This is a genomic window from Bacillus paramobilis (assembly GCF_038096195.1).
Classification (GTDB): Bacteria; Bacillota; Bacilli; order Bacillales; family Bacillaceae_G; genus Bacillus_A; species Bacillus_A mobilis.
In genome coordinates this window covers 3066352-3085879 of sequence record NZ_CP151108.1, presented here as the reverse complement: position 1 = coordinate 3085879, position 19528 = coordinate 3066352, and the positions used below count along the sequence as shown (strand labels likewise).

Here is a 19528-nt window from a genome sequence, read left to right as displayed (position 1 = left end):
TTTCGAAATTAATATTAAGCACTCATTTGTATATTTTATAATAGTTTTTTGATAAAATCACTGCTTTCGCAGAGGGTTCTTTTTTATGAAAGAAACGTCAATTTTCTTCATATATATATACAAATTGGAGAAATGGGGGAGCGCTATGCGCGATTACTTAATTAAACCACTTGTTGGTCAGCCGTATCCAATGATTTCACATGGAAAAGGTGTGTATTTGTATGATCAAAACGGAAATAAATATTTTGATGGCTCGTCAGGGGCAATTACGGCAGGTATTGGGCATGGCGTAAAGGAGATTGCGGACGTTATCAAAAAGCAAGCAGAGGAGATTGCTTTCGTTTATAGATCACAGTTTACGAGTGAACCAGCTGAAAAATTAGCGAAGAAATTAAGCGATTTAAGTGTAGGAGATTTGAACTGGAGCTTTTTTGTGAATAGTGGTACGGAAGCAAATGAAACAGCTATGAAAATTGCAATCCAGCATTTTCAAGAGCGAGGTATTCAAGGGAAACATAAAATTTTGTCACGATGGATGAGTTATCACGGTATTACGATGGGAGCCTTATCAATGTCTGGGCATCCACTGCGCAGACAACGTTTCGTGTCAATTTTAGAAGATTATCCAACTATTCCAGCTCCATATTGTTTTAGATGTCCGGTGCAAAAGGTATATCCAACTTGTCAGCTTGCTTGTGCGACTGAACTAGAAAGATCAATTGAAAGAATTGGTGCAGAACATATCGCAGCTTTTATCGCTGAACCAATTATCGGAGCAGCTGGGGGCGCAGTCGTTCCACCGAAAGAATATTATAAAGTCATTAAAGATATTTGTAGTCATTACGATATTTTATTTATTGCGGATGAAGTAATGACAGGGCTTGGTCGTACTGGCGCATGGTTTGCGATGGAGCATTGGGGTGTAGAACCGGATATTATGACTCTTGGTAAAGGTTTAGGAGCTGGATATACACCGATGGCAGCGACGATTGTAAGTGACCGTGTTATGGAGCCAATTTTACGTGGGTCGCGTTCAGTTATGAGTGGGCATACATTAAGTGCAAATCCATTATCTGCAGCAACAGCTCTAGCTGTTATTGAGTATATGGAGAAACATAATCTACCTGAAAAAACAGCAGAAAAAGGAGAGTATTTAATAAAAGGACTACAGAAAGTTCAGCAACAATCGACAATCATTGCTGATGTACGCGGAAAAGGGTTGCTGATTGGAGTAGAATTGCAACCGTTTACAAAAGCGTCGGAACTTATTTCGGTTGCAGCTAAAAATGGTCTTCTTTTATACCAAGCTGTTTCAGGGCAAGCAGGAAAAGAAGATAGTGCACTGCTTGTAGCACCGCCGATGACAACTACATATTCCGAGTTAGATGAATTACTTTCAATTTTTGCAAAAAGTGTAGAAGAAATGATGCAAAAAGGAGGGCATAGTATCGCATGACAACTATTACGAATACATTCGGTAAATTAAAAGAGATAGAGGAAGTAATTTCTTTGTTCCACGATGATATGACATTAATGTTTGGAGGATTTGGGGGGATTGGATCCCCTCCATCTTTAATACAGGCGATTTTAGAAAAAGGAGTTACAAATTTAAATTTAATAGGAAATGACACGGGATTTCCTGATGTAGGAATCGGTCGACTTGTTACGAATGAAAGAGTAAAATCATTAATCACTTCACATATTGGTTCAAATCCAAATGCAGGAAGACAGCTAAACGAAGGAAGGTTGCAAATCGAGTTTTCCCCTCAAGGAACATTAGCAGAGCGTATTCGCGCTGGTGGTGTAGGACTTGGAGGCGTATTAGTTGATGTAGGTGTTGATACGATTGTAGAAGAGGGAAAACGTACAGTTGAAATGAATGGTAAGACATATTTAGTTGAAACAGCATTAACTGCTGAGGTTGCAATTGTATATGCGAAAAAAGCGGATCCGTTTGGTAATCTTGTGTTTGATAAAAGCGCTCGTAACATGAACCCTCACGTAGCTATGGCAGGGGATATAACGATTGTAGAAGCAGAGGAAATCGTTCCACTTGGAAGTTTAGATCCAGAAGAAATTGTTGTCCCAGGAGTATTTGTAAATTATATTGTACCGTCGGAAGGAGTGAATTGGAAATGGGTATGGGCGTAGAAGTGAGAGATAAGATTGCTAGGCGCGCGGCGAAAGAAATACAGAATGGTATGATTGTAAATTTAGGTATTGGTATACCATCGCTTGTACCGAATCATCTTCCTGACGATATAAACGTTATGTTTCATGCGGAAAATGGAATTGTAGGCATGGGACCTACGCCAAGAAAAGGGAATGAAGACGAAAATTTATGTAATGCAGCAGGTTTACCGACTTCTCTTATTACAGGAGCGAGCTATTTTGATAGTTGTACAGCGTTTGGGATGATTCGAAAAGGTTTATTAGACATAACGATTCTTGGTTCATTACAAGTAAGTGAGAATGGTGATTTAGCGAACTGGATTGTACCAGGAAAACGCGTTCCAGGTATTGGGGGAGCGATGGATTTGGCACAAAAAGCGAAGCGGGTCGTTGTAGTGATGAATCATGTCGATAAATACGGAAATGCAAAAATTGTTTCGGAGTGTACATTACCATTAACTTCAAAGAAATGTGTAGATTTAATTATTACGGATATGGCAGTTATGGAAGTGACGCAGAGTGGACTCATTTTACAAGAATTAATGAGCCCATACACTGTGGAAGATATAAGACAACATACAGAAGCTGATTTCAAAATTGGCTCTAACTTACTAGTAATTGAATGAGGGGAGATGTAATATATGGAGCAATTAAAAAAGAAAATTTGTGATTATATCGAGAGTCATGAAGAGGAAAGCGTAAAATTTTTAAAACGATTAATTCAAGAAAAAAGCGTATCTGGTGATGAAAGTGGTGCGCAGGCAATTGTGATTGAAAAATTACGTGAGCTAGGTTTAGATCTTGATATTTGGGAACCTTCATTTTCTAAAATGAAAGATCATCCTTATTTTGTATCACCACGTACAAGTTTTTCAGATAGCCCGAACATAGTGGCAACTTTAAAAGGAAGTGGCGACGGGAAATCTATGATATTAAATGGACATATTGATGTCGTACCAGAAGGAGATGTGAATCAGTGGGACCATCACCCTTATAGTGGTGAGCAAATAGGGAATCGTATATATGGTCGTGGAACAACGGATATGAAAGGCGGAAATGTCGCACTAATGCTTGCGATGGAAGCCATTATTGAATCTGGTATTGAATTAAAAGGAGATATTTATTTTCAAAGTGTAATAGAAGAAGAGAGCGGCGGGGCAGGAACATTAGCGACTATATTACGAGGATATAAAGCGGATGGTGTCATTATTCCAGAACCGACAAATATGAAGTTTTTCCCGAAACAACAAGGTTCCATGTGGTTTCGTCTACATGTGAAAGGTAAAGCAGCACACGGTGGAACGCGTTATGAAGGAGTAAGTGCAATTGAAAAAAGTATGTTTGTTGTAGATCATTTGAGAAAATTGGAGGAGAAGAGAAATGATCGAATTACAGATCCATTATTTAAAGGAATCCCGATTCCAATTCCAATTAATATTGGAAAAATTGAAGGTGGGAGCTGGCCAAGTTCTGTTCCGGATTCGTTAATTTTAGAAGGAAGATGTGGTATTGCGCCGAATGAGACTATAGAGGCAGCAAAAGAAGAGTTCGAGAATTGGATCGCTGAATTAAATGATGTGGACAATTGGTTTGTTGAAAATCCTGTAGAAGTAGAATGGTTTGGAGCGAGATGGGTTCCTGGTGAACTAGAAGAAAATCATGAGTTAATTACGACACTCGAGCATAACTTTGTTGAAATCGAAGGGAACAAACCAATTATTGAAGCGTCTCCTTGGGGGACTGATGGAGGTTTATTTACACAAATCGCAGGTGTACCAACGATAGTATTTGGTCCAGGAGAGACGAAAGTAGCACATTATCCAAACGAATATATAGAAGTTGATAAAATGATAGCTGCCGCAAAAGTTATTGCATGTACATTACTAGATTGGTGTGAGGTGAAAAAATGAAATACTATGAATCTTTTAGAGAACAGACGAATGGCTATACAGTAGAAGGCGTTTTAGACTATTTTAATAAACGTATTCGAGTAGACCACTACACAGGAAATATTGAGAGGATTATCCAAACAATTGACGAATTAGCAGAGAAGCATTCTTTCACTAAATGTATTATTAAAGGAAAGGGAGAGCATGTTTCTACATGGCTCTCTTTCGGTTTTTTATTGGAAGCAACAATACCGCATTATTTTCAAGGTCATGATGCATATTTCTTCGTGAAATTTATTAATGATGAAAGACGAAATAGTATTCATTGGGCTGAGGAAGATACCATCTTAAGCGGTGTTAAAGCAAAAGAAGTAAAGGAAAAAATAGTCCCAGAGAAATTTTTATTAAGAAAAGCGACAGAAGAGGACGCGGAAGAATTAGCCGTTGTCTTTGGAAAAGTATTTGAAGTTTATCCGACTCCTTTAAACGAAGCGAGTTATGTAAAACAAACGATGAAAGAAGACGATACAATATACTATGTGTATGAATTCGAGGGGAAAATAATTAGTACAGCATCTGCAGAAATGAATATAAAAGAAGGGAATGCAGAATTAACGAATTGTGCTACTTTACCCGAATATCGTAAGCATGGGTTTATGAAAAGTTTACTAATTAAGTTAGAAGAAGAACTGCAAGAAAAATCGATTTTCTGTTCCTATACAATTGCTCGATCGCTTTCTTTTGGAATGAATGCGGCCTTTCAACAGTTAGGTTATACGTATACAGGAAGACTGGCGAACAATTGCTATATTTTCGATAAGCTGGAAGATATGAATATATGGGTGAAAGATTTGTCTAAATAGTACGGTATAAAAATAGAACGGAATCGTCATGCTTATAATCGCACATAGGTATGCCGAAAATCCGGCATATAATTGCTGGATTTTCGGCAAGAGGGGGGATGACATTGCTAGCAGTTTCGACACAAGAAGTCATTGAAGCGATTTTGGGCAGTATTGATGAGGCTATACACGCAGTAGATGAAAATGGTATTACAATTTTTTATAATACCGTAGCTGCAAAACATGATGGGTCAAAAATTGAAAAAGTGTTAGGTAAACATTTATTAGAAGCGTTCCCTTCTTTATCTAGGGATACAAGTACGTTAATGAAAGTGTTAGATACAAAAAAACCAATCGTTCATCAAGTGCAACATTATCAAAATTTAAATGGGGAAGACATTTGTACAGTAAATACGACGTTACCTATTTTTATAGATGGAAATATTGCTGGAGCTGTTGAAATTGCAAAGGATTATTCCACAGTTCAAAAACTTACGGAGACAATTGTCGATTTGCAGTCAAAAATAAAGCGGTCATCTAGAAAAAAAGCAATCAAAAAGCATGTTGCATTTGAGACGATCGTGACGAATGATGCTCGGTTTAAACAGACGAAAGAATTAGCACAAAAAGTAGCGCCAACTGATGCAAATGTTTTAATATATGGGGAAACAGGAACAGGGAAAGAGCTATTTGTACAAGCGATTCATGAAGCTTCTAAACGGAAAAACAAGCCGTTTATTGCACAAAACTGCGCAGCTTTGCCAGAGTCGCTATTAGAAAGTTTATTGTTTGGAACGACGAAAGGTAGCTACACTGGAGCAATTGAACGAGCGGGATTGTTTGAACTTGTAGATGGAGGGACATTGTTTTTAGATGAACTGAATTCCATGCCACTCGATTTACAAGCGAAAATGCTACGTGTATTAGAAGATGGTGTTATTCGTCGTATTGGTGATAATAAGACGAGAAAAGTAGATGTTCGCGTTATTACCGCAATGAATCAGCCACCAGAAATATGTTTAAAAGAGAATAAAATTCGCACTGATTTATATTATCGATTAAATGTCTTTTCATTATATATTCCGCCGCTCCGTGAAAGAACTGAGGATGTATTATTATTAGCGTCTTATTTTTTGAAAGAATATAATAAAAGTTATAAAAAAGGTGTACTTCAAATGGATAAGGAAGCGAAAGAAAGACTAGAAGCTTACCAATGGCCTGGAAATGTTCGGGAGCTAAAACATACGATTGAACATGCTGTCATAATTGCAGAAGGTAATACATTAACAGCAAATTGTTTACCACGTACATTTCGGAAAGAGAGTCTTCCGAAGAAGAAGAGCATATTGCCACTTAGAGAAGCGCTTCATCAAACGGAAAAGGAATTAATAGATCAAGCGTTAATTGAAACGGAAGGTAATATATTACAAGCTGCAAAAATGTTAGGTATCCCTCGCCAAACGCTGCAATATAAACTGAGTAAGTACGACAAAACCGCCGAATAATTGGCGGTTTTTGTGTGTTTGCACCAATAAAAGAGCGTTTACATATATAAAAAGTAATGAATATGATAGTATGTATGGATTTCATACAGTGCTTACAAATATTTTTTTGCTGATGTAATAGCGTTCTCCGTACATTTACTTATCAATAATGTAAAGTTGGCATAACTATTGCTTATATAAAGGATGAGCGTATAAAAAGGGGGAATAGCAATGTTACATGATGTATACAAACCAAATCGTCACTGGAAGGATATCGAGTTGTGGAAGGATGTTACTGAAGAACAATGGAATGACTGGGTTTGGCAATTAACGAATACGATCAAAACTTTGGATGACTTAAAGAAAGTGATTAATTTAATACCTGAAGAAGAAGAAGGTGTTAGAATTTCAACAAAAACGATCCCGTTAAATATTACACCGTACTATGCTTGGCTAATGAATCCTGATGACCCACGCTGTCCGATTCGGATGCAATCTGTACCGATCTCGGAAGAGTTATATAAAACAAAATATGATTTAGAAGATCCGCTTCATGAAGATGAAGATTCACCAGTTCCAGGGTTAACGCATCGTTATCCTGACCGCGTATTATTCTTAGTAACGAATCAATGTTCTATGTATTGTCGTTACTGTACACGCCGTCGTTTTAGTGGACAAATTGGAATGGGTGTGCCGAAGAAACAATTAGATGATGCAATTGGTTACATTCGTGATACACCACAAGTACGAGATGTATTAATTTCTGGTGGTGACGGTCTTCTTATTAACGATAAAATTTTAGAATATGTATTAAAAAATTTACGAGAGATTCCGCATGTCGAGATTATTCGTATCGGAACGAGAGCGCCGGTAGTATTCCCGCAGCGTATTACAGAAAACTTATGTAACATTATTAAAAAATACCATCCAGTATGGCTGAATACACATTTCAATACTTCTATTGAAATTACAGAGGAATCGAAAAAGGCATGTGAAATGCTAGCAAATGCTGGTGTTCCAATTGGAAACCAAGCAGTAATTTTAGCTGGTATTAACGACAGCGTTCCAATTATGAAAAAACTTATGCATGACTTAGTAAAAATCCGTGTACGTCCATACTACATTTATCAATGTGACTTATCTGAAGGTATTGGTCATTTCCGTGCACCAGTATCTAAAGGTCTTGAAATTATTGAAGGTTTACGCGGTCATACATCTGGTTATGCGGTTCCAACATTTGTTGTTGATGCACCAGGAGGCGGCGGGAAAATTGCGCTTCAACCAAACTATTTAATTTCGCAAAGTGCAGATAAAGTTGTGCTTCGTAACTTTGAAGGTGTTATTACAACGTATCCAGAGCCAGAGAGCTATATCCCTGGAAGAGCAGAAGGGTACTTTAAAGAAATCTATCCAAACTATGAAGAAAAACGTTCAGATGTTGGTATCGCAGGTCTTATGAGTGATAAGAAATTCAACCTTGTTCCAGACGACTTACAGCGTATGAGTCGTCGTAAAGACTATGAAGATAATGACACTCATGCATCGCTAAAAGATAAACGTGATAAGCGCGATCAACTTAAAGATAAAAAGTATCAATCGCAAATGGCTAAATTAGAAGAAAACGACAAAAAAAATGAGGGTGATGCAGTATGAATTGTATGTGGTGTGACAGTACAGAAGCGAAAGAAAGCTTGAATACTGTATATTGGGAATTACCAGATGGTACGAAAGCCATTGAAATCCAAGAGACACCATGCATTTCTTGTTCCTCATGTGGTATGGACTATCAAGCAGATCAAACAGTGAAAGAAATAGAAGATCAATTGTTTTTAATTTATACGAAAGATTTACCAAAACAACTAACATATGAAGAATTAATGGGAAGACCACGTCTATTAAAAAGAAATTATTTCGACTTTTAACCAGCTTTTATGCTGGTTTTTTTCTATTTTGCCTTGTATAATGTATCCAAGTTAGAAAGGTAGGGAATATTTTTGAAAAAGACATTTTACCACTATATGATGAAGCATCGTGCCGCTTTATTTAGTAATGAAATTTCGAATTTAGCAGAGGCAATGTACGATGATTTAAGCTTTCCGAAGCAATCTGAAGATTACGATGAAATTAGTTCATACTTAGAATTAAGTGGAATGCTAGAAAGTATGTCTATATTTGATGAAGCTTGGGATTTATACATACAAGAGAGATAAAAACAATATGAAAATTCTGACGTGAAGCTAGTCTATTTGCTAGCTTTTTTTACGTTGTAAACAAATTTTCATATGGTGATATTTTTTATTGAAAAAATTTATGAATATACGCTTCTGTGATAAGCGTTTTTATGTAGGTTGCATATACTGTTATCAAAATCACGACGTCAAAAAAAGGAGAGATATAGATGGCAAGGAAAAAGCAACCTAAATATAACGTAGGGGACATAGTCGTGATTACGCTATATGGAACCGTTGGTAAAATCACAAATATGAAGGTATTAGATGGAGTTTACGTATACGAAGTCAATAATCATGATGGATTTTACGTAGAGCAAACATTGCAGCACGTTTCAGAGCAAGACATGAAAAAGGGTGAAACTGAATGGATTGAATTAAATTATAATTTCACATTTGGTGATCTCGTGCAAGTAACAGGATACGATAAAGATGTGTTTCGAATTGTTGGTTTTCGTACAGAAGTATGGAGATATAAAAATGACGCATGGGAAGATACAATATATGAATTGTCACGAATTACGGATGGTGAATGGTTAGAAGCAGATGAATCAGATTTAACGCTACTTGCCAACGCTCAAACGGCAAATGCAATTTTGAAGAAAATGAAACAAGATAAAGCTGGTATGAATAAATTAGATTTAGGAAAATTAAAGTCAATTAACAACTCAAAAAAAGTGAGTGTTAAGACAAATCGTCAAGAAATCATTGATGGATTACTTGATATTTATAACGATTATCAATTGTTATTTGATACATTTAAAGATGAAGAATACAAAATTGTTATGGATGTTGTTCATAATTATTTAGTTAAATTGACAGAGAAAAAATAGTTAACTAGAAAGAGAGAATGAATTGAACAACAACATATGCAGTATAAGGTATGCCTACAATTATTAAAAAAATAAAAAGCCATTTAATAAGAGAGTCTGCCCATTGATCTTCATGCATGAACTCTTCTTTTGTTTGCCCTACTTCTTGTTCTACCTCATATTGGTATTCCATAATTAAATCCCCCTTTTTGATAGCTTGTACTACCATCGTATGCATCTCGTCCAAAGGATATGACCTATAAAAAAAGAAAAACTATTTTTCTAATCTCATATACATATTTTTGAGATTTTTTCATAAAACAGAAATAAAGGAGTGATGCTCATGAAGGAAATTGAAGTCGTAATTGATACGGAAGAGATTGCGGAGTTTTTTTATGAGCAACTAATTGAAAGAGGATACGTCCCAAAACGAGAAGAAATTGAAGATCTCGCAGATATTACATTCGAGTACTTATTAGAGAAATGTATGATTGATGAAGTGTTTGATGAAGAGGATGAGTGAAAGTAACGACGGGCTTAACTCGTCGTTTTTTACTCTTTACAAACTTGTCACAAATATAGTCGGTAATAGTTGGTATAATTAAAAGAAAATTTTACTCAAGAGGTGAAGGGATGTTCAAAAAAATTATTGATTCTTTATTAGGTAGGAAAAAATATCGTTCGTATTCTAGTAGTGATTATCGCCATAGAGGTCGCTCTTATTCAAGTAGCGATTATAAACGACGTTCATCTGGTTATGGGCATCAACATTATAAAAGAAAGCGTAAAAGCCGTAGCTTCTTTTCAAGTAGCTGATGAAATGGCGTCGTATACTAGCTTTATTTGATAGACCACTGCGAAAAAATACAATCGTTGCAGAACGTTACAAAATTGAATCAGTAATTGGAATGGGCAGTTATGGGGTTACATATGTCGTTAATGACTTACAAATAAATAGATATAAAGTCTTAAAACAATTAAGACAAAGTAAACAAAGGTATGAGTCTGGTAGAAAATCATTTGAACAAGAGAAAATGATTTTACAAACATTAAATCATCATGCAATTCCTAGTTTATATGATCATTTCGTATGGGAGAAAAAAAGCTTTTTTGTGATGGAATATATGCCAGGCGAAAATTTCGAAGATTATATTTTCTTAGATGGGCATGTATATACAGAACGTGAAGTTTTTAAAATCTTATATGAAATATTAGAAATTGTATCGGTGTTTCATAGTGAAGGTATTATCCACCGAGATTTACGCATTCCGAATATATTAATGAAAGAAAATAAAATTAGTATTATTGATTTTGGATTAGCTAAATTAAAGGGTGAGGGTGATGAACGAGCTACAACTTACGAAGGTGAACAAGCTTTGATGCGAGAAGTTCACTTTCGTAGTGATTTTTATGCGCTTGGTCATTTCTCGTTATTTTTATTATATGCAGGCTATGAATCTAATGAAAAACATGAAAAACCATGGTATGACGAATTAACTTTGGAAAATTATAACCGTGAAATGCTTATGCGAATGTTACAAATAAAAATGCCATACTATGAGAATGTACAAGATTTAAAAAAAGATGTAGCTTTTGCTTTAGAAAGGATGGAGGATCCATGTTTCAAAAGTTTTTAGCAAGCGTTGGTATTGGTAATGCAAAAGTAGATACAGTTCTTGAAAAAGATGAGTATATTGTTGGAGAAGAGATACTAGGTAAGGTTCATATAACTGGTGGTTCAGTTAGCCAACAAATTGAAAGCATTTACTTAACGTTATCAACATCGTATGTACGAGAAGTGGATGATAAAAAAGTAACAGCAACTTATGATCTAGAGCGAGTTCAGTTAACAGAACCTTTTTCTGTTGAGCCGAATGAAAAAAAAGAAATTCCATTTTCATTTATAATGCCAGTGGAAACGCCGCTTACACTTGGAATGAAAACAGTTTGGGTGCATACAGGTCTTGATATTAAACGCAGTATAGATCCAAGTGATCGTGATTACATTCAAGTGTTGCCCAATGCACTATTAAATAGTGTGTTAGAGAGTGTAAATCAATTAGGTTTTAAAGCGCGCCATATAGAATGTGAAGAATTACCGTATCGATTACGTAAGCAAGTTCCGTTTGCACAAGAATTTGAGTTTGTTCCTGTTTCCGGAGAGTATTATGGGAAATTAGATGAATTAGAATTATTAATCTTACCAAGCGCTTACGATCGCTTAGAAATTATTATGGAAGTAGACAGAAAATCTCGCGGATTAGCACGTTTATTTGCGGAAGCGCTTGATCTTGACGAGAAAGTGGTTCGCTTTACAGTAACGAACGAAGATATTCCAACAATGCAAGAAAAAATTAACAATTATATTTTTTAATAAACTATGCATAAAAAAGAGATGGAGAGGAAAACTAAAACAACCGCTCCATTTTTTTGCATAGTGAGGTTATGTATGTGAAACGATATCGACATTTATACTTGTTAAGTTTTACGCTACTCATTTGTTTTGTCGTATTATCACTTTCGTATCATACCGCTTGTATTGAGAAATTTGACAATATAGTCGCGCATTTTATTCAAAGCTTTCGAAACGATTACTTGACAGCCTACTTTACTTGGGTGTCTTTTATCGGTTCCAAAAGAATATATTTTCCGTTACTCATCATTCTTGTAATGTATTTTCTCGTTAGAAAAAAGTTGCTTAGTGCATTACTTCTAACAATTAATTATTATGGATCTCGTTATTTAAACAGTATGCTTAAACTATGGTACGAACGAGCAAGACCTGATGTAACGCAGCTTGTTACGGCAACTGGTTATAGTTTTCCGAGCGGTCATACGATGAATGCTACTGCTTTTTTAGGATTTATTGCATACGTCACAATTACAGAAGAACGTATTACATTGCATAAAAAATTGTTGATTATTTTTATAGCGAGCTTTGTTGTATTATCTATTTCAGTTAGCCGAATTTATCTTGGCGTGCACTATCCATCTGACATATTAGCAGGATGGGCAGCTGGCGGTAGCTGGCTCGTTTTATGTGTTATATTTCATAAAACGTTCATTAAAAAAGAACCTATGTCATAATAGGTTCTTTTTCCATTGGTTCAACATGAATGTGTGCGTGGTAAATGCCATACTTTTTCCGGAGCATAGCCTCGATGTTGTCAGTAATACAATGACTTTCACCAACATCCATACGAGCATCAACCTCGATTGTAATATCAACGTACGTTTGATTTCCGTACATCCGAGCGCGAATATCTACGATGTTTTCCACGCCGCCAATATGTTCAATAGCACCAGCGTACTCTTCCATCTTATCTGGATCGATTCCATCTGTTAACATATGAGAAGATTCTACGAAAATCTCCCATGCAGTTTTACAAATAATAAGGCCGACAAGTAAAGCGGCAATAGGATCTAAAATAGGCAGTTGGAACTGTGAACCGACAATACCTACTACTGTACCGATACTTACGAGAGCATCTGATAAATTATCCTTTGCAGCGGCTTCTAATGATTTACTTTTTGTGCGTGCTGCAACCTTTTTCGTATACAAATACACACAGTACATAACGACAGCAGAAAATAAGGCTACCCATGCAGCAAGTACATTAGGCGCTGCTTGTTTCGGATTTAAAAAAGATTGAATGGCACTAATAACAACTTCTAAACCGACCGTTGCCATAATGAAAGAAGCAACAAGTGATGCAATTTGTTCTGCGCGCGAATGCCCATAAGGATGATCTGGGTCACGAGGTTTACGAGAAATTTTTAAACCAATTAATATTGCTAAAGAAGCACCGATATCCGTTAAGTTATTTAAACCGTCAGCACGTAATGCGCTAGAGAGGGTAATATAACTGATGATGATTTTCATAGAGGATAAAAATATGTAGGCCATAATGCTGACAATTGCACCTTTATCAGCTTCTTTATGAGAAAGAGTATCCATTTTAATCACTCACCTTTCTACAAGGAATTTCCTTCTATAAATAGAGTACCAAACGAAACTCGTGTGGGTCTATACAAACATTGTTGACGTTTTTTAGCTTTTTAAGAAGGGGATAACAAAGTTTCGTGAAGGAAAAATATGTTGTAAAGTGCAAAGTTAGGGTGTAAACGCGATTTTGATCGAGAGATAGGTGAAAGGGTACATGTATTATGATGAATCAGTATACTACACTGCTGAAAGATGATTGGGCAAAATAAAAACCCTCTAGAAAATATTTTTCAGAGGGTTTTCATCTTAGTATGCTTCTAAAAACTCAGTAACTTGCTCTTCAGTTTTTGCGTTAGCACTATGCAAGTGACCTAGCTTCTCGCCATTTTGATATACAAGTAAACTTGGAATACCCATTACTTGATACTCTTCAGCGATACTTGGGAACTCATCTTTATTAATAGAATACCATTCAAACTTATTGAACTCTTCCATTACATCTCCGATAAAGTTGTCCATACGTACGCAATCTGGACACCATGTAGTAAAGAACTTAACAATTACTGGCTCCTCACTTGCGATGATGTCTTTGAATTCCTGTTCTGATTTGATTTCTTTCATGATTTGTTTCTCCTTTTTCACTATTAATATTTTTGGTTATTTAGTTGGTGTATTTGCTGTGAAATGAAAACTTCTAACGAGAGTTTTCTTTCCGAATAATTGGTTTGCAAATTGATCCACCGCAGTTTCTTAAATTTCTGGTACAACATCTTGGTAAGTGTCCAGTGTGATACCTACTAAACGTTTACTTGTAATCTTTTAAATCCTAGAAACGAATATTAGGAACCTTACTTTTCTTTATAAGCTTTTTCATGAGCTGTGTCAAACTTCTGAATTGCTTGGATTGCCTTTATAAGTAGAGTAAATCAAGTTGTATTCATGATAGCCATCGTCATAACGTTCTTTTCCTCACATATTTTTATGAGATGTTTATGAAGCGACTGAAATGTAATGTCGGATAAAACAAGCAATCTCTTTCTGGTACTTAGAAAAGTTAAACGGTGGATGATCACTCATAAATTTTATGAGTGAATTAAACAACAAGCAGGAAATTTAAAAAATGATGTAGGGGATGCATGTATGAATTTAGAGGAATCGTTATAAGAATTTATTCGTGAAGTTGTGAGAGAAGAGATTAGGGCGGAGTTAGCTGAGTCCCAGCAATAATTACAACCAAATAAAGTAATGTGGGTGAAAGAAACGTGACTAACAAGAGGGGAAATTGCTGTACTCTATTGTATAGAGTGAAAGAAAAAACATGATGTGGAACGCGTAAGGGATCATAAGAACATTTTGGGAATTATTTAGCGGTTAAGAAGTCAGGGGGAATTAGGTTGTTGAAATGGGTAAAGAAACAAAAATACCAATTCATTTTATATAATCAGCAACGGTGCATGAGTGCCGTTGCTTTTGTGTTTCTTATTGAGCTTGGTAATCATGGAATACTTTCTAAGAGGAGGTGATCTATCCTCACTAAATGATAATAATACTAAAAAGCATTGGAAGTGTTTTTAAAAGCAGTGGAGAAAGCTCAGAAAGAAGAGAATGAAAAATCAAAGAAACAAAATAATGAAGATGAGTGAAGCGCGCTATCGTTAAAACGACGAATAACGTGCTTGTTTATTTTCTTTGTAAAGGGCATGCATATTCATTGATTTACAGATGTATGATACGTGAGCATAGTGTTTTTGATAAATAATGAAATAGTTATAAGGCGGAAATAAATGAAAATGCAATTATACGAAAAAAGGTCCTGTTGTTTCCAACAGGACCTTTCCTAAAATGGCAAAGAGTAACTCTTACCTTACTCTTCTCGTATATAATACCTGAAAAAGATAGATGTGTATACAACAAGAAATTCCAATATAATTATTCGAATATAGTGTTTAAGGATAAAGGGGTGGATTTCTGAATAAGGAATTAATTTACAAACGTTGATTTATCAGGGTGTTTAAATGGATTCTTATTAAAGTGTAGTTAATAAAGTGATATTGAGATAATAAGATATGTAATTTTGCATATCAGATTGTTAAAAGTGAACAAGGTTATAAAAGATTTAAATGTCATGCAAGTTGCGGGAGTTGAATACTAAAAATTCATTTGTTTTTTACTTTAATAAATAAATTAATTTGAATAGAAGTGAAAAATAGAGATTTGCCTTAGACATTTATGAAAGTAAAGAATATTTATAACAATAGGAGTAAATACACAGGTCCGATTTTTGTAATGATGGAGGGAATTGATGTGGATATAACTCAAAGCATGGCACGAATAGTCGTTAATGGGAAAGATCTTCCGTTTAATTCAGTTAGAACTTCTGTATGGAATCAAGGGCCTGTAAATGATCTAATTGTTTCAACAAACCAGAGAGTCGAGGAGTTTTATCAATTTATGTGGTCACAAGTACCAGTTATGCTTGCGATGTATTTTCTTCAGGGGGCGGACTTAATGAGGTTTGCTAGAATTATTGGGATTAATCAAAGTGTAACGGGGGAATATATTTATCATTTCTCTTGGGGATAAGACGAAAGTAAAGTAGCTTAACAGTTTTTAATAAATGAAATGGAAATGAGTGGGGAGAATGTTTTATTCATATTATGTTTCTCAAGCTGGTATACGCCCAGCGTATGGTACATCAATAACGTTTAGTGGAGCACAAAGTACAGTTCAAGCTGTTCAACAAGCGTTACAAATGCAACAACAAATGCAAATGCAGCAACAAAGTATCCAGCCATATTATTCATCCATGGAATATTTTTATCCAGTGCAACCTATTACACCGTATGGAAGTTCTTTTCTTACTATCCCATATGGAACTGTATTTAATTTATAAATGGAAAGTTCAATCAGTATGGGGCGGGCATCCAAAATCGGTTATTAGCCCTCACCAATCGAATTTTATGAGCAGCGCGGCTCCCGCCTAACTTTCTTGCAAGTGCCGAATTTTGAGGTGTGAGTCTTATTGCCCGTAAATGACGGGGACAATTGAGGGGGATGAAATTGTGTATGTATAAGCGTCAAATAGTCCGCACCTACAATTTGTAAATAACCGATGAGATAATCTCCGTACATAATACAAGTGGAGTTTTTTTGATGAGAAGATATCGATTAAAAAAAGAATGGGAATTATCTAATCATGACAAATGATGACTAGTGGCTTTGCATGAAAAGAAACATGAAGGTTTATTTACGCGAACCAGGTTAAGATTCAACAACGAAGTTCTATCTGTGGTTATATCATACAGTATGATTGTCCTATGACTATCAAATTACAAGATTAAGAGAACAGCTGAATCGTTTTTTGGCTGGTTTTGAAAGATATTTACAGCCATAATATCTTATATTTTGTTTATAATTGTAAATAGTTATTGAAATGTATAAAATTTCTTTTTTATTAATAAAAAAGAAAAAATAATGCAACTTTTTAATTTCTTTATTCGTGTTATATATGAAAGGAGGAGGGGGATGGAGATTGAAGAAATATATAAGGTTTATATAAACGATGTGTACCGGTATTTATTTTCCCTTTCTCGTAGCCATCACGTAGCGGAGGACTTGATGCAGGAGACTTTTTATAGGGCGTATCTTTATTTAGAAGACTATGAAAACCAAAAGGTAAAATCATGGCTATTTAAAGTGGCATATCATACGTTTATTGATTTTATTAGGAAAGAGAAAAAAGTAACCTTTGTAGGAACGGAGGAATTAGAGACAATACAAGCAGGGGAATCCACAGAAGAGTACGTGGTCGCAAAAAATAGTTATGAAAAATTAATTCAGATTATTCATACTTTACCAGTGGTGGAGGCGCAAGTTATTTTATTATGTGACGTACATCAATTAACGTACGAAGAGGGTGCATCTGTATTAGATTTAAAGTTAAACACGTATAAAAGTCACATATTTCGCGGGAGAAAGAGATTAAAAGAATTGTTAAAGGAGGAAAAGAGTCAAAATGACAAATGATAAACCTCATTCTGAACAAGATGATTATAAAGAATTGTTACAAGAAGCTTTTCAGCAAAGACCGGCTTCACTACCTGATGGAAAACAAGAGCAAGTGTTGAAAATAGGTAAAAAAAGAGCGCGTATTACAAATGTTTTAATTGTATTTACTTTTTTATTACTCATTCAACCTATTTTATATATATTTACACTTTTATATTATACATTGGCACCTACAAACGCGATGGAGATACGGAATGTAGTAAATCAAACGTTAAGTGTAACAGAACCAAATGTATTTTTGAAAGATAGGGACATGGAGCAAACGTTGTTACCACTTAGTTTACAATTGCATTTTGATTTGTATAAAAGGATAGGGAAGAAAGATATTCGAATAGGAGAAGAGAAAACAGATTATTTATTAAGTACAGCAACGAAAGTAAGTCGTGAATATACAACAGATGAAAAAATTCCAGAAATCCCGTATATAGATAACGAAGTATTGTCTCATCCTAATAATTATAATGCGTCCTATAATAGTAGCGAAGAAGCACAGGTATTAAAGGGTCTTCCGCAAGAGTCTGTTGTAGAAGCATTTGTATCTTTTAGGGAATTATTAAGTGTACAAGAAGTAACAGATATGTTTCCTACTATTGATATCGTTTGGTATGCCGTTAATACAGGATTAGAGGAGAAGCAAACGAATGATGAGGGTATGTATGTAGCCCCGATTGGCTTCCCAGCAGATATGATTGCAAGTCCAAGTGGTGCTTTTGAAAGTGATTCACCTCATGAGGAACAATTTATTACTGTTTTAAAGTCATTGCAGAAGCATGAAAATTTAGCAGTGAAGCTATCTAGAGCGAAAGTATTAGAGTTGTCAAAGCGAATTTCTTTCCTTGAAAAAAATGGGGTGAAAACTTATGGGGCAGTTGTAACTGGACCTAAAGGAGAAGTTGAAAAATTAATGAGCCACGAAAAAGTTAGAAAATTGAAAGTAGGTGAAGCGAGGTTATGGAATTGGCATTCTTAAAAAAAAGAAAGAATCATATGTATAAACAAGAATCGTGGATGGGGACTATTTCATTAATTATTGCCTTTTTAGCTCTAATGTATTTGAACATTATATTGCTTATTCAAGAAGCATTTATAGGTAAAGGCTTTCTACAAATAGTTGGTATTGGAGTGGTGTGCTCAGTTGTAGGGATGATCACAAAAAGAAAAAGTCGAAAATATGCATTGTGGGCTTGTAGTTTATTTGTTTTTATGCTACTGTTTGCTTTCTTTGGATTTATGTTAGGTTGGATAATAAGTTTTGGGCCATAAATATGTGGGAAAGAGCGAATGTAGATTCGCTCTTTTTTATATTGAAAGTAAAATAAATAAGAGAAGAATCTATCAAATTTGAATGGAGTGCACTATACATCTAGGTTGTGTTTTTATTGATATCTTTTTCGCTCACGTACACATAAAATAGGTGGCAAGTATAGTACTAAAATAATAGCTCGTCCAAACATTACAAGTCCGTCTTACATAATATGTAGGAATAAGCATGAAAGGGGAACTAGTATGTCTTGCTATAACTACTGTAAGTTTTGTAAAGAGTATAAAAAGAAACAGCATGATTGTTGTAAGAACACGAGTAAGTGTAATAACAACAAGGACATGCTTATAAGGGCATCAGCATTTAGAGCTAGAAATACGGTGGATCAAACGGTTCCTGCCAATACTTTTGTAAAGGTATTGTTCCAAGATGAACAATTTGATTTAGCAAATGAGTATAATCCGGCAACGTCTACTTTTATTCCGAAGACTAGAGGGGTTTACTCTATAATTGGAACGATTGGTTTCTTTCCAAACGATTTTAACTTAAATTATAGAGCTCGTGTAGAAATTCGTGTGAATGGAAACGCAGCAATAGCTATAGATAATGATTTTTTTGGTCCAATAAGTTTTGGAAATGTAGTAAGTGTTTCGACGATTATTCAATTGAATGAAGGAGATCAAGTTGAGGTTTATGCACAAAGTAGCATAGACGGAGTTTTAAGTACCTCGGAAGACGGCTCACATTTTGAAGCGGCAAGATTCCCTTCGCCAATTAAATAAAGTCGAGTATACAGAAGATAAAGGGTAATCCTCACCAAAATGGT

The 19528-nt window shown here is 35.3% G+C and carries 24 protein-coding genes and 1 pseudogene; 21 read left to right on the top strand and 4 right to left on the bottom strand.

Features of this window, described 5'->3' with window-relative positions:
• Positions 1–145 precede the first annotated feature (145 nt).
• The 10 genes from AABL52_RS15865 (at position 146) to AABL52_RS15820 (ending at position 9448) form a co-directional block, all read left to right on the top strand.
• Positions 146–1456 carry an aspartate aminotransferase family protein gene (locus tag AABL52_RS15865; protein WP_001205889.1) on the top strand — a complete coding sequence of 437 codons (1311 nt, stop codon included), beginning with the start codon at positions 146–148 and terminating at the stop codon, positions 1454–1456.
• Entirely contained in the window at positions 1453–2151 is a 699-nt protein-coding gene (gene atoD, locus AABL52_RS15860; RefSeq protein ID WP_000208105.1) for an acetate CoA-transferase subunit alpha, read from the top strand. Before AABL52_RS15865 ends, atoD begins: the two co-directional genes overlap by 4 nt.
• Complete coding sequence (locus AABL52_RS15855; RefSeq protein WP_340421781.1) at positions 2136–2798, top strand: CoA transferase subunit B; 663 nt, start codon at positions 2136–2138, stop codon at positions 2796–2798. The genes atoD and AABL52_RS15855 overlap by 16 nt, the downstream gene beginning before the upstream one ends.
• Positions 2799–2813: 15 nt before the next feature.
• Positions 2814–4082 carry a peptidase gene (locus tag AABL52_RS15850; RefSeq protein WP_000436668.1) on the top strand — a complete coding sequence of 423 codons (1269 nt, stop codon included), beginning with the start codon at positions 2814–2816 and terminating at the stop codon, positions 4080–4082.
• The gene (gene ablB, locus AABL52_RS15845; RefSeq protein WP_340421784.1) at positions 4079–4924 is read left to right on the top strand and encodes a putative beta-lysine N-acetyltransferase; all 846 of its coding nucleotides are present in this window, start codon (positions 4079–4081) and stop codon (positions 4922–4924) included. Before AABL52_RS15850 ends, ablB begins: the two co-directional genes overlap by 4 nt.
• 98 nt (positions 4925–5022) lie before the next feature.
• On the top strand, positions 5023–6408 hold the full coding sequence (rocR, locus tag AABL52_RS15840; protein WP_341517904.1) for an arginine utilization transcriptional regulator RocR: 1386 nt from the start codon (positions 5023–5025) through the stop codon (positions 6406–6408).
• A gap of 210 nt (positions 6409–6618) precedes the next feature.
• Complete coding sequence (gene ablA, locus AABL52_RS15835) at positions 6619–8040, top strand: lysine 2,3-aminomutase (RefSeq protein ID WP_341517903.1); 1422 nt, start codon at positions 6619–6621, stop codon at positions 8038–8040.
• Entirely contained in the window at positions 8037–8309 is a 273-nt protein-coding gene (locus tag AABL52_RS15830) for a YokU family protein (protein ID WP_000995761.1), read from the top strand. Before ablA ends, AABL52_RS15830 begins: the two co-directional genes overlap by 4 nt.
• A gap of 72 nt (positions 8310–8381) precedes the next feature.
• The gene (locus tag AABL52_RS15825) at positions 8382–8597 is read left to right on the top strand and encodes a YozE family protein (protein WP_000750725.1); all 216 of its coding nucleotides are present in this window, start codon (positions 8382–8384) and stop codon (positions 8595–8597) included.
• 188 nt (positions 8598–8785) lie between these two features.
• Positions 8786–9448 (top strand): hypothetical protein, encoded by a 663-nt coding sequence (locus tag AABL52_RS15820; protein WP_000101496.1) that lies wholly within the window; start codon positions 8786–8788, stop codon positions 9446–9448.
• A 4-nt stretch (positions 9449–9452) separates the two neighbouring features.
• Here AABL52_RS15820 and AABL52_RS15815 read toward each other — a convergent pair whose 3' ends face one another.
• Complete coding sequence (locus tag AABL52_RS15815) at positions 9453–9620, bottom strand: DUF3930 family protein (protein ID WP_000456535.1); 168 nt, start codon at positions 9618–9620, stop codon at positions 9453–9455.
• 150 nt (positions 9621–9770) lie between these two features.
• Here AABL52_RS15815 and AABL52_RS15810 point away from each other — a divergent pair, with 150 nt between their 5' ends.
• The 5 genes from AABL52_RS15810 (at position 9771) to AABL52_RS15790 (ending at position 12514) form a co-directional block, all read left to right on the top strand.
• Entirely contained in the window at positions 9771–9950 is a 180-nt protein-coding gene (locus AABL52_RS15810; protein ID WP_000658451.1) for a YozD family protein, read from the top strand.
• Between the two features lie 110 nt (positions 9951–10060).
• The gene (locus AABL52_RS15805; protein ID WP_000473374.1) at positions 10061–10243 is read left to right on the top strand and encodes a hypothetical protein; all 183 of its coding nucleotides are present in this window, start codon (positions 10061–10063) and stop codon (positions 10241–10243) included.
• The gene (locus AABL52_RS15800) at positions 10243–11064 is read left to right on the top strand and encodes a serine/threonine protein kinase (protein ID WP_098239212.1); all 822 of its coding nucleotides are present in this window, start codon (positions 10243–10245) and stop codon (positions 11062–11064) included. The genes AABL52_RS15805 and AABL52_RS15800 overlap by 1 nt, the downstream gene beginning before the upstream one ends.
• Positions 11046–11801: a sporulation protein gene (locus AABL52_RS15795; RefSeq protein WP_341517902.1), complete on the top strand. Its 756-nt coding sequence runs from the start codon at positions 11046–11048 to the stop codon at positions 11799–11801. The genes AABL52_RS15800 and AABL52_RS15795 overlap by 19 nt, the downstream gene beginning before the upstream one ends.
• 77 nt (positions 11802–11878) lie before the next feature.
• Entirely contained in the window at positions 11879–12514 is a 636-nt protein-coding gene (locus AABL52_RS15790; protein WP_000833365.1) for a phosphatase PAP2 family protein, read from the top strand.
• Here AABL52_RS15790 and AABL52_RS15785 read toward each other — a convergent pair.
• The 3 genes and pseudogenes from AABL52_RS15785 to AABL52_RS15775 all read right to left on the bottom strand — a co-directional run bounded on the left by AABL52_RS15785 (position 12504) and on the right by AABL52_RS15775 (position 14404).
• Positions 12504–13385 carry a cation diffusion facilitator family transporter gene (locus tag AABL52_RS15785; RefSeq protein ID WP_000380387.1) on the bottom strand — a complete coding sequence of 294 codons (882 nt, stop codon included), beginning with the start codon at positions 13383–13385 and terminating at the stop codon, positions 12504–12506. The genes AABL52_RS15790 and AABL52_RS15785 overlap by 11 nt on opposite strands.
• A gap of 294 nt (positions 13386–13679) precedes the next feature.
• Positions 13680–13994 carry a thioredoxin family protein gene (locus tag AABL52_RS15780; protein ID WP_166704314.1) on the bottom strand — a complete coding sequence of 105 codons (315 nt, stop codon included), beginning with the start codon at positions 13992–13994 and terminating at the stop codon, positions 13680–13682.
• 129 nt (positions 13995–14123) lie between these two features.
• Positions 14124–14404: pseudogene (locus AABL52_RS15775) on the bottom strand (site-specific integrase).
• 1198 nt (positions 14405–15602) lie between these two features.
• On the opposite strand from AABL52_RS15775, the gene AABL52_RS15770 reads away from it, so the two are divergent.
• From AABL52_RS15770 to AABL52_RS15745, 6 genes are all read left to right on the top strand, one after another.
• Complete coding sequence (locus tag AABL52_RS15770) at positions 15603–15956, top strand: hypothetical protein (protein WP_341517901.1); 354 nt, start codon at positions 15603–15605, stop codon at positions 15954–15956.
• Between the two features lie 58 nt (positions 15957–16014).
• A complete protein-coding gene (locus tag AABL52_RS15765; protein WP_061678419.1) occupies positions 16015–16266 on the top strand; it encodes a DUF3947 family protein in 252 nt (83 codons plus the stop codon).
• Between the two features lie 632 nt (positions 16267–16898).
• Complete coding sequence (locus AABL52_RS15760) at positions 16899–17399, top strand: sigma-70 family RNA polymerase sigma factor (protein ID WP_341517900.1); 501 nt, start codon at positions 16899–16901, stop codon at positions 17397–17399.
• Positions 17389–18411, top strand: a complete 1023-nt coding sequence (locus AABL52_RS15755; protein WP_341517899.1) for an anti-sigma factor — start codon at positions 17389–17391, stop codon at positions 18409–18411. Before AABL52_RS15760 ends, AABL52_RS15755 begins: the two co-directional genes overlap by 11 nt.
• On the top strand, positions 18393–18704 hold the full coding sequence (locus AABL52_RS15750) for a hypothetical protein (protein ID WP_341517898.1): 312 nt from the start codon (positions 18393–18395) through the stop codon (positions 18702–18704). Before AABL52_RS15755 ends, AABL52_RS15750 begins: the two co-directional genes overlap by 19 nt.
• A 243-nt stretch (positions 18705–18947) precedes the next feature.
• The gene (locus AABL52_RS15745) at positions 18948–19484 is read left to right on the top strand and encodes a C1q-like domain-containing protein (protein WP_061679487.1); all 537 of its coding nucleotides are present in this window, start codon (positions 18948–18950) and stop codon (positions 19482–19484) included.
• The last annotated feature ends 44 nt before the right edge of the window (positions 19485–19528 follow it).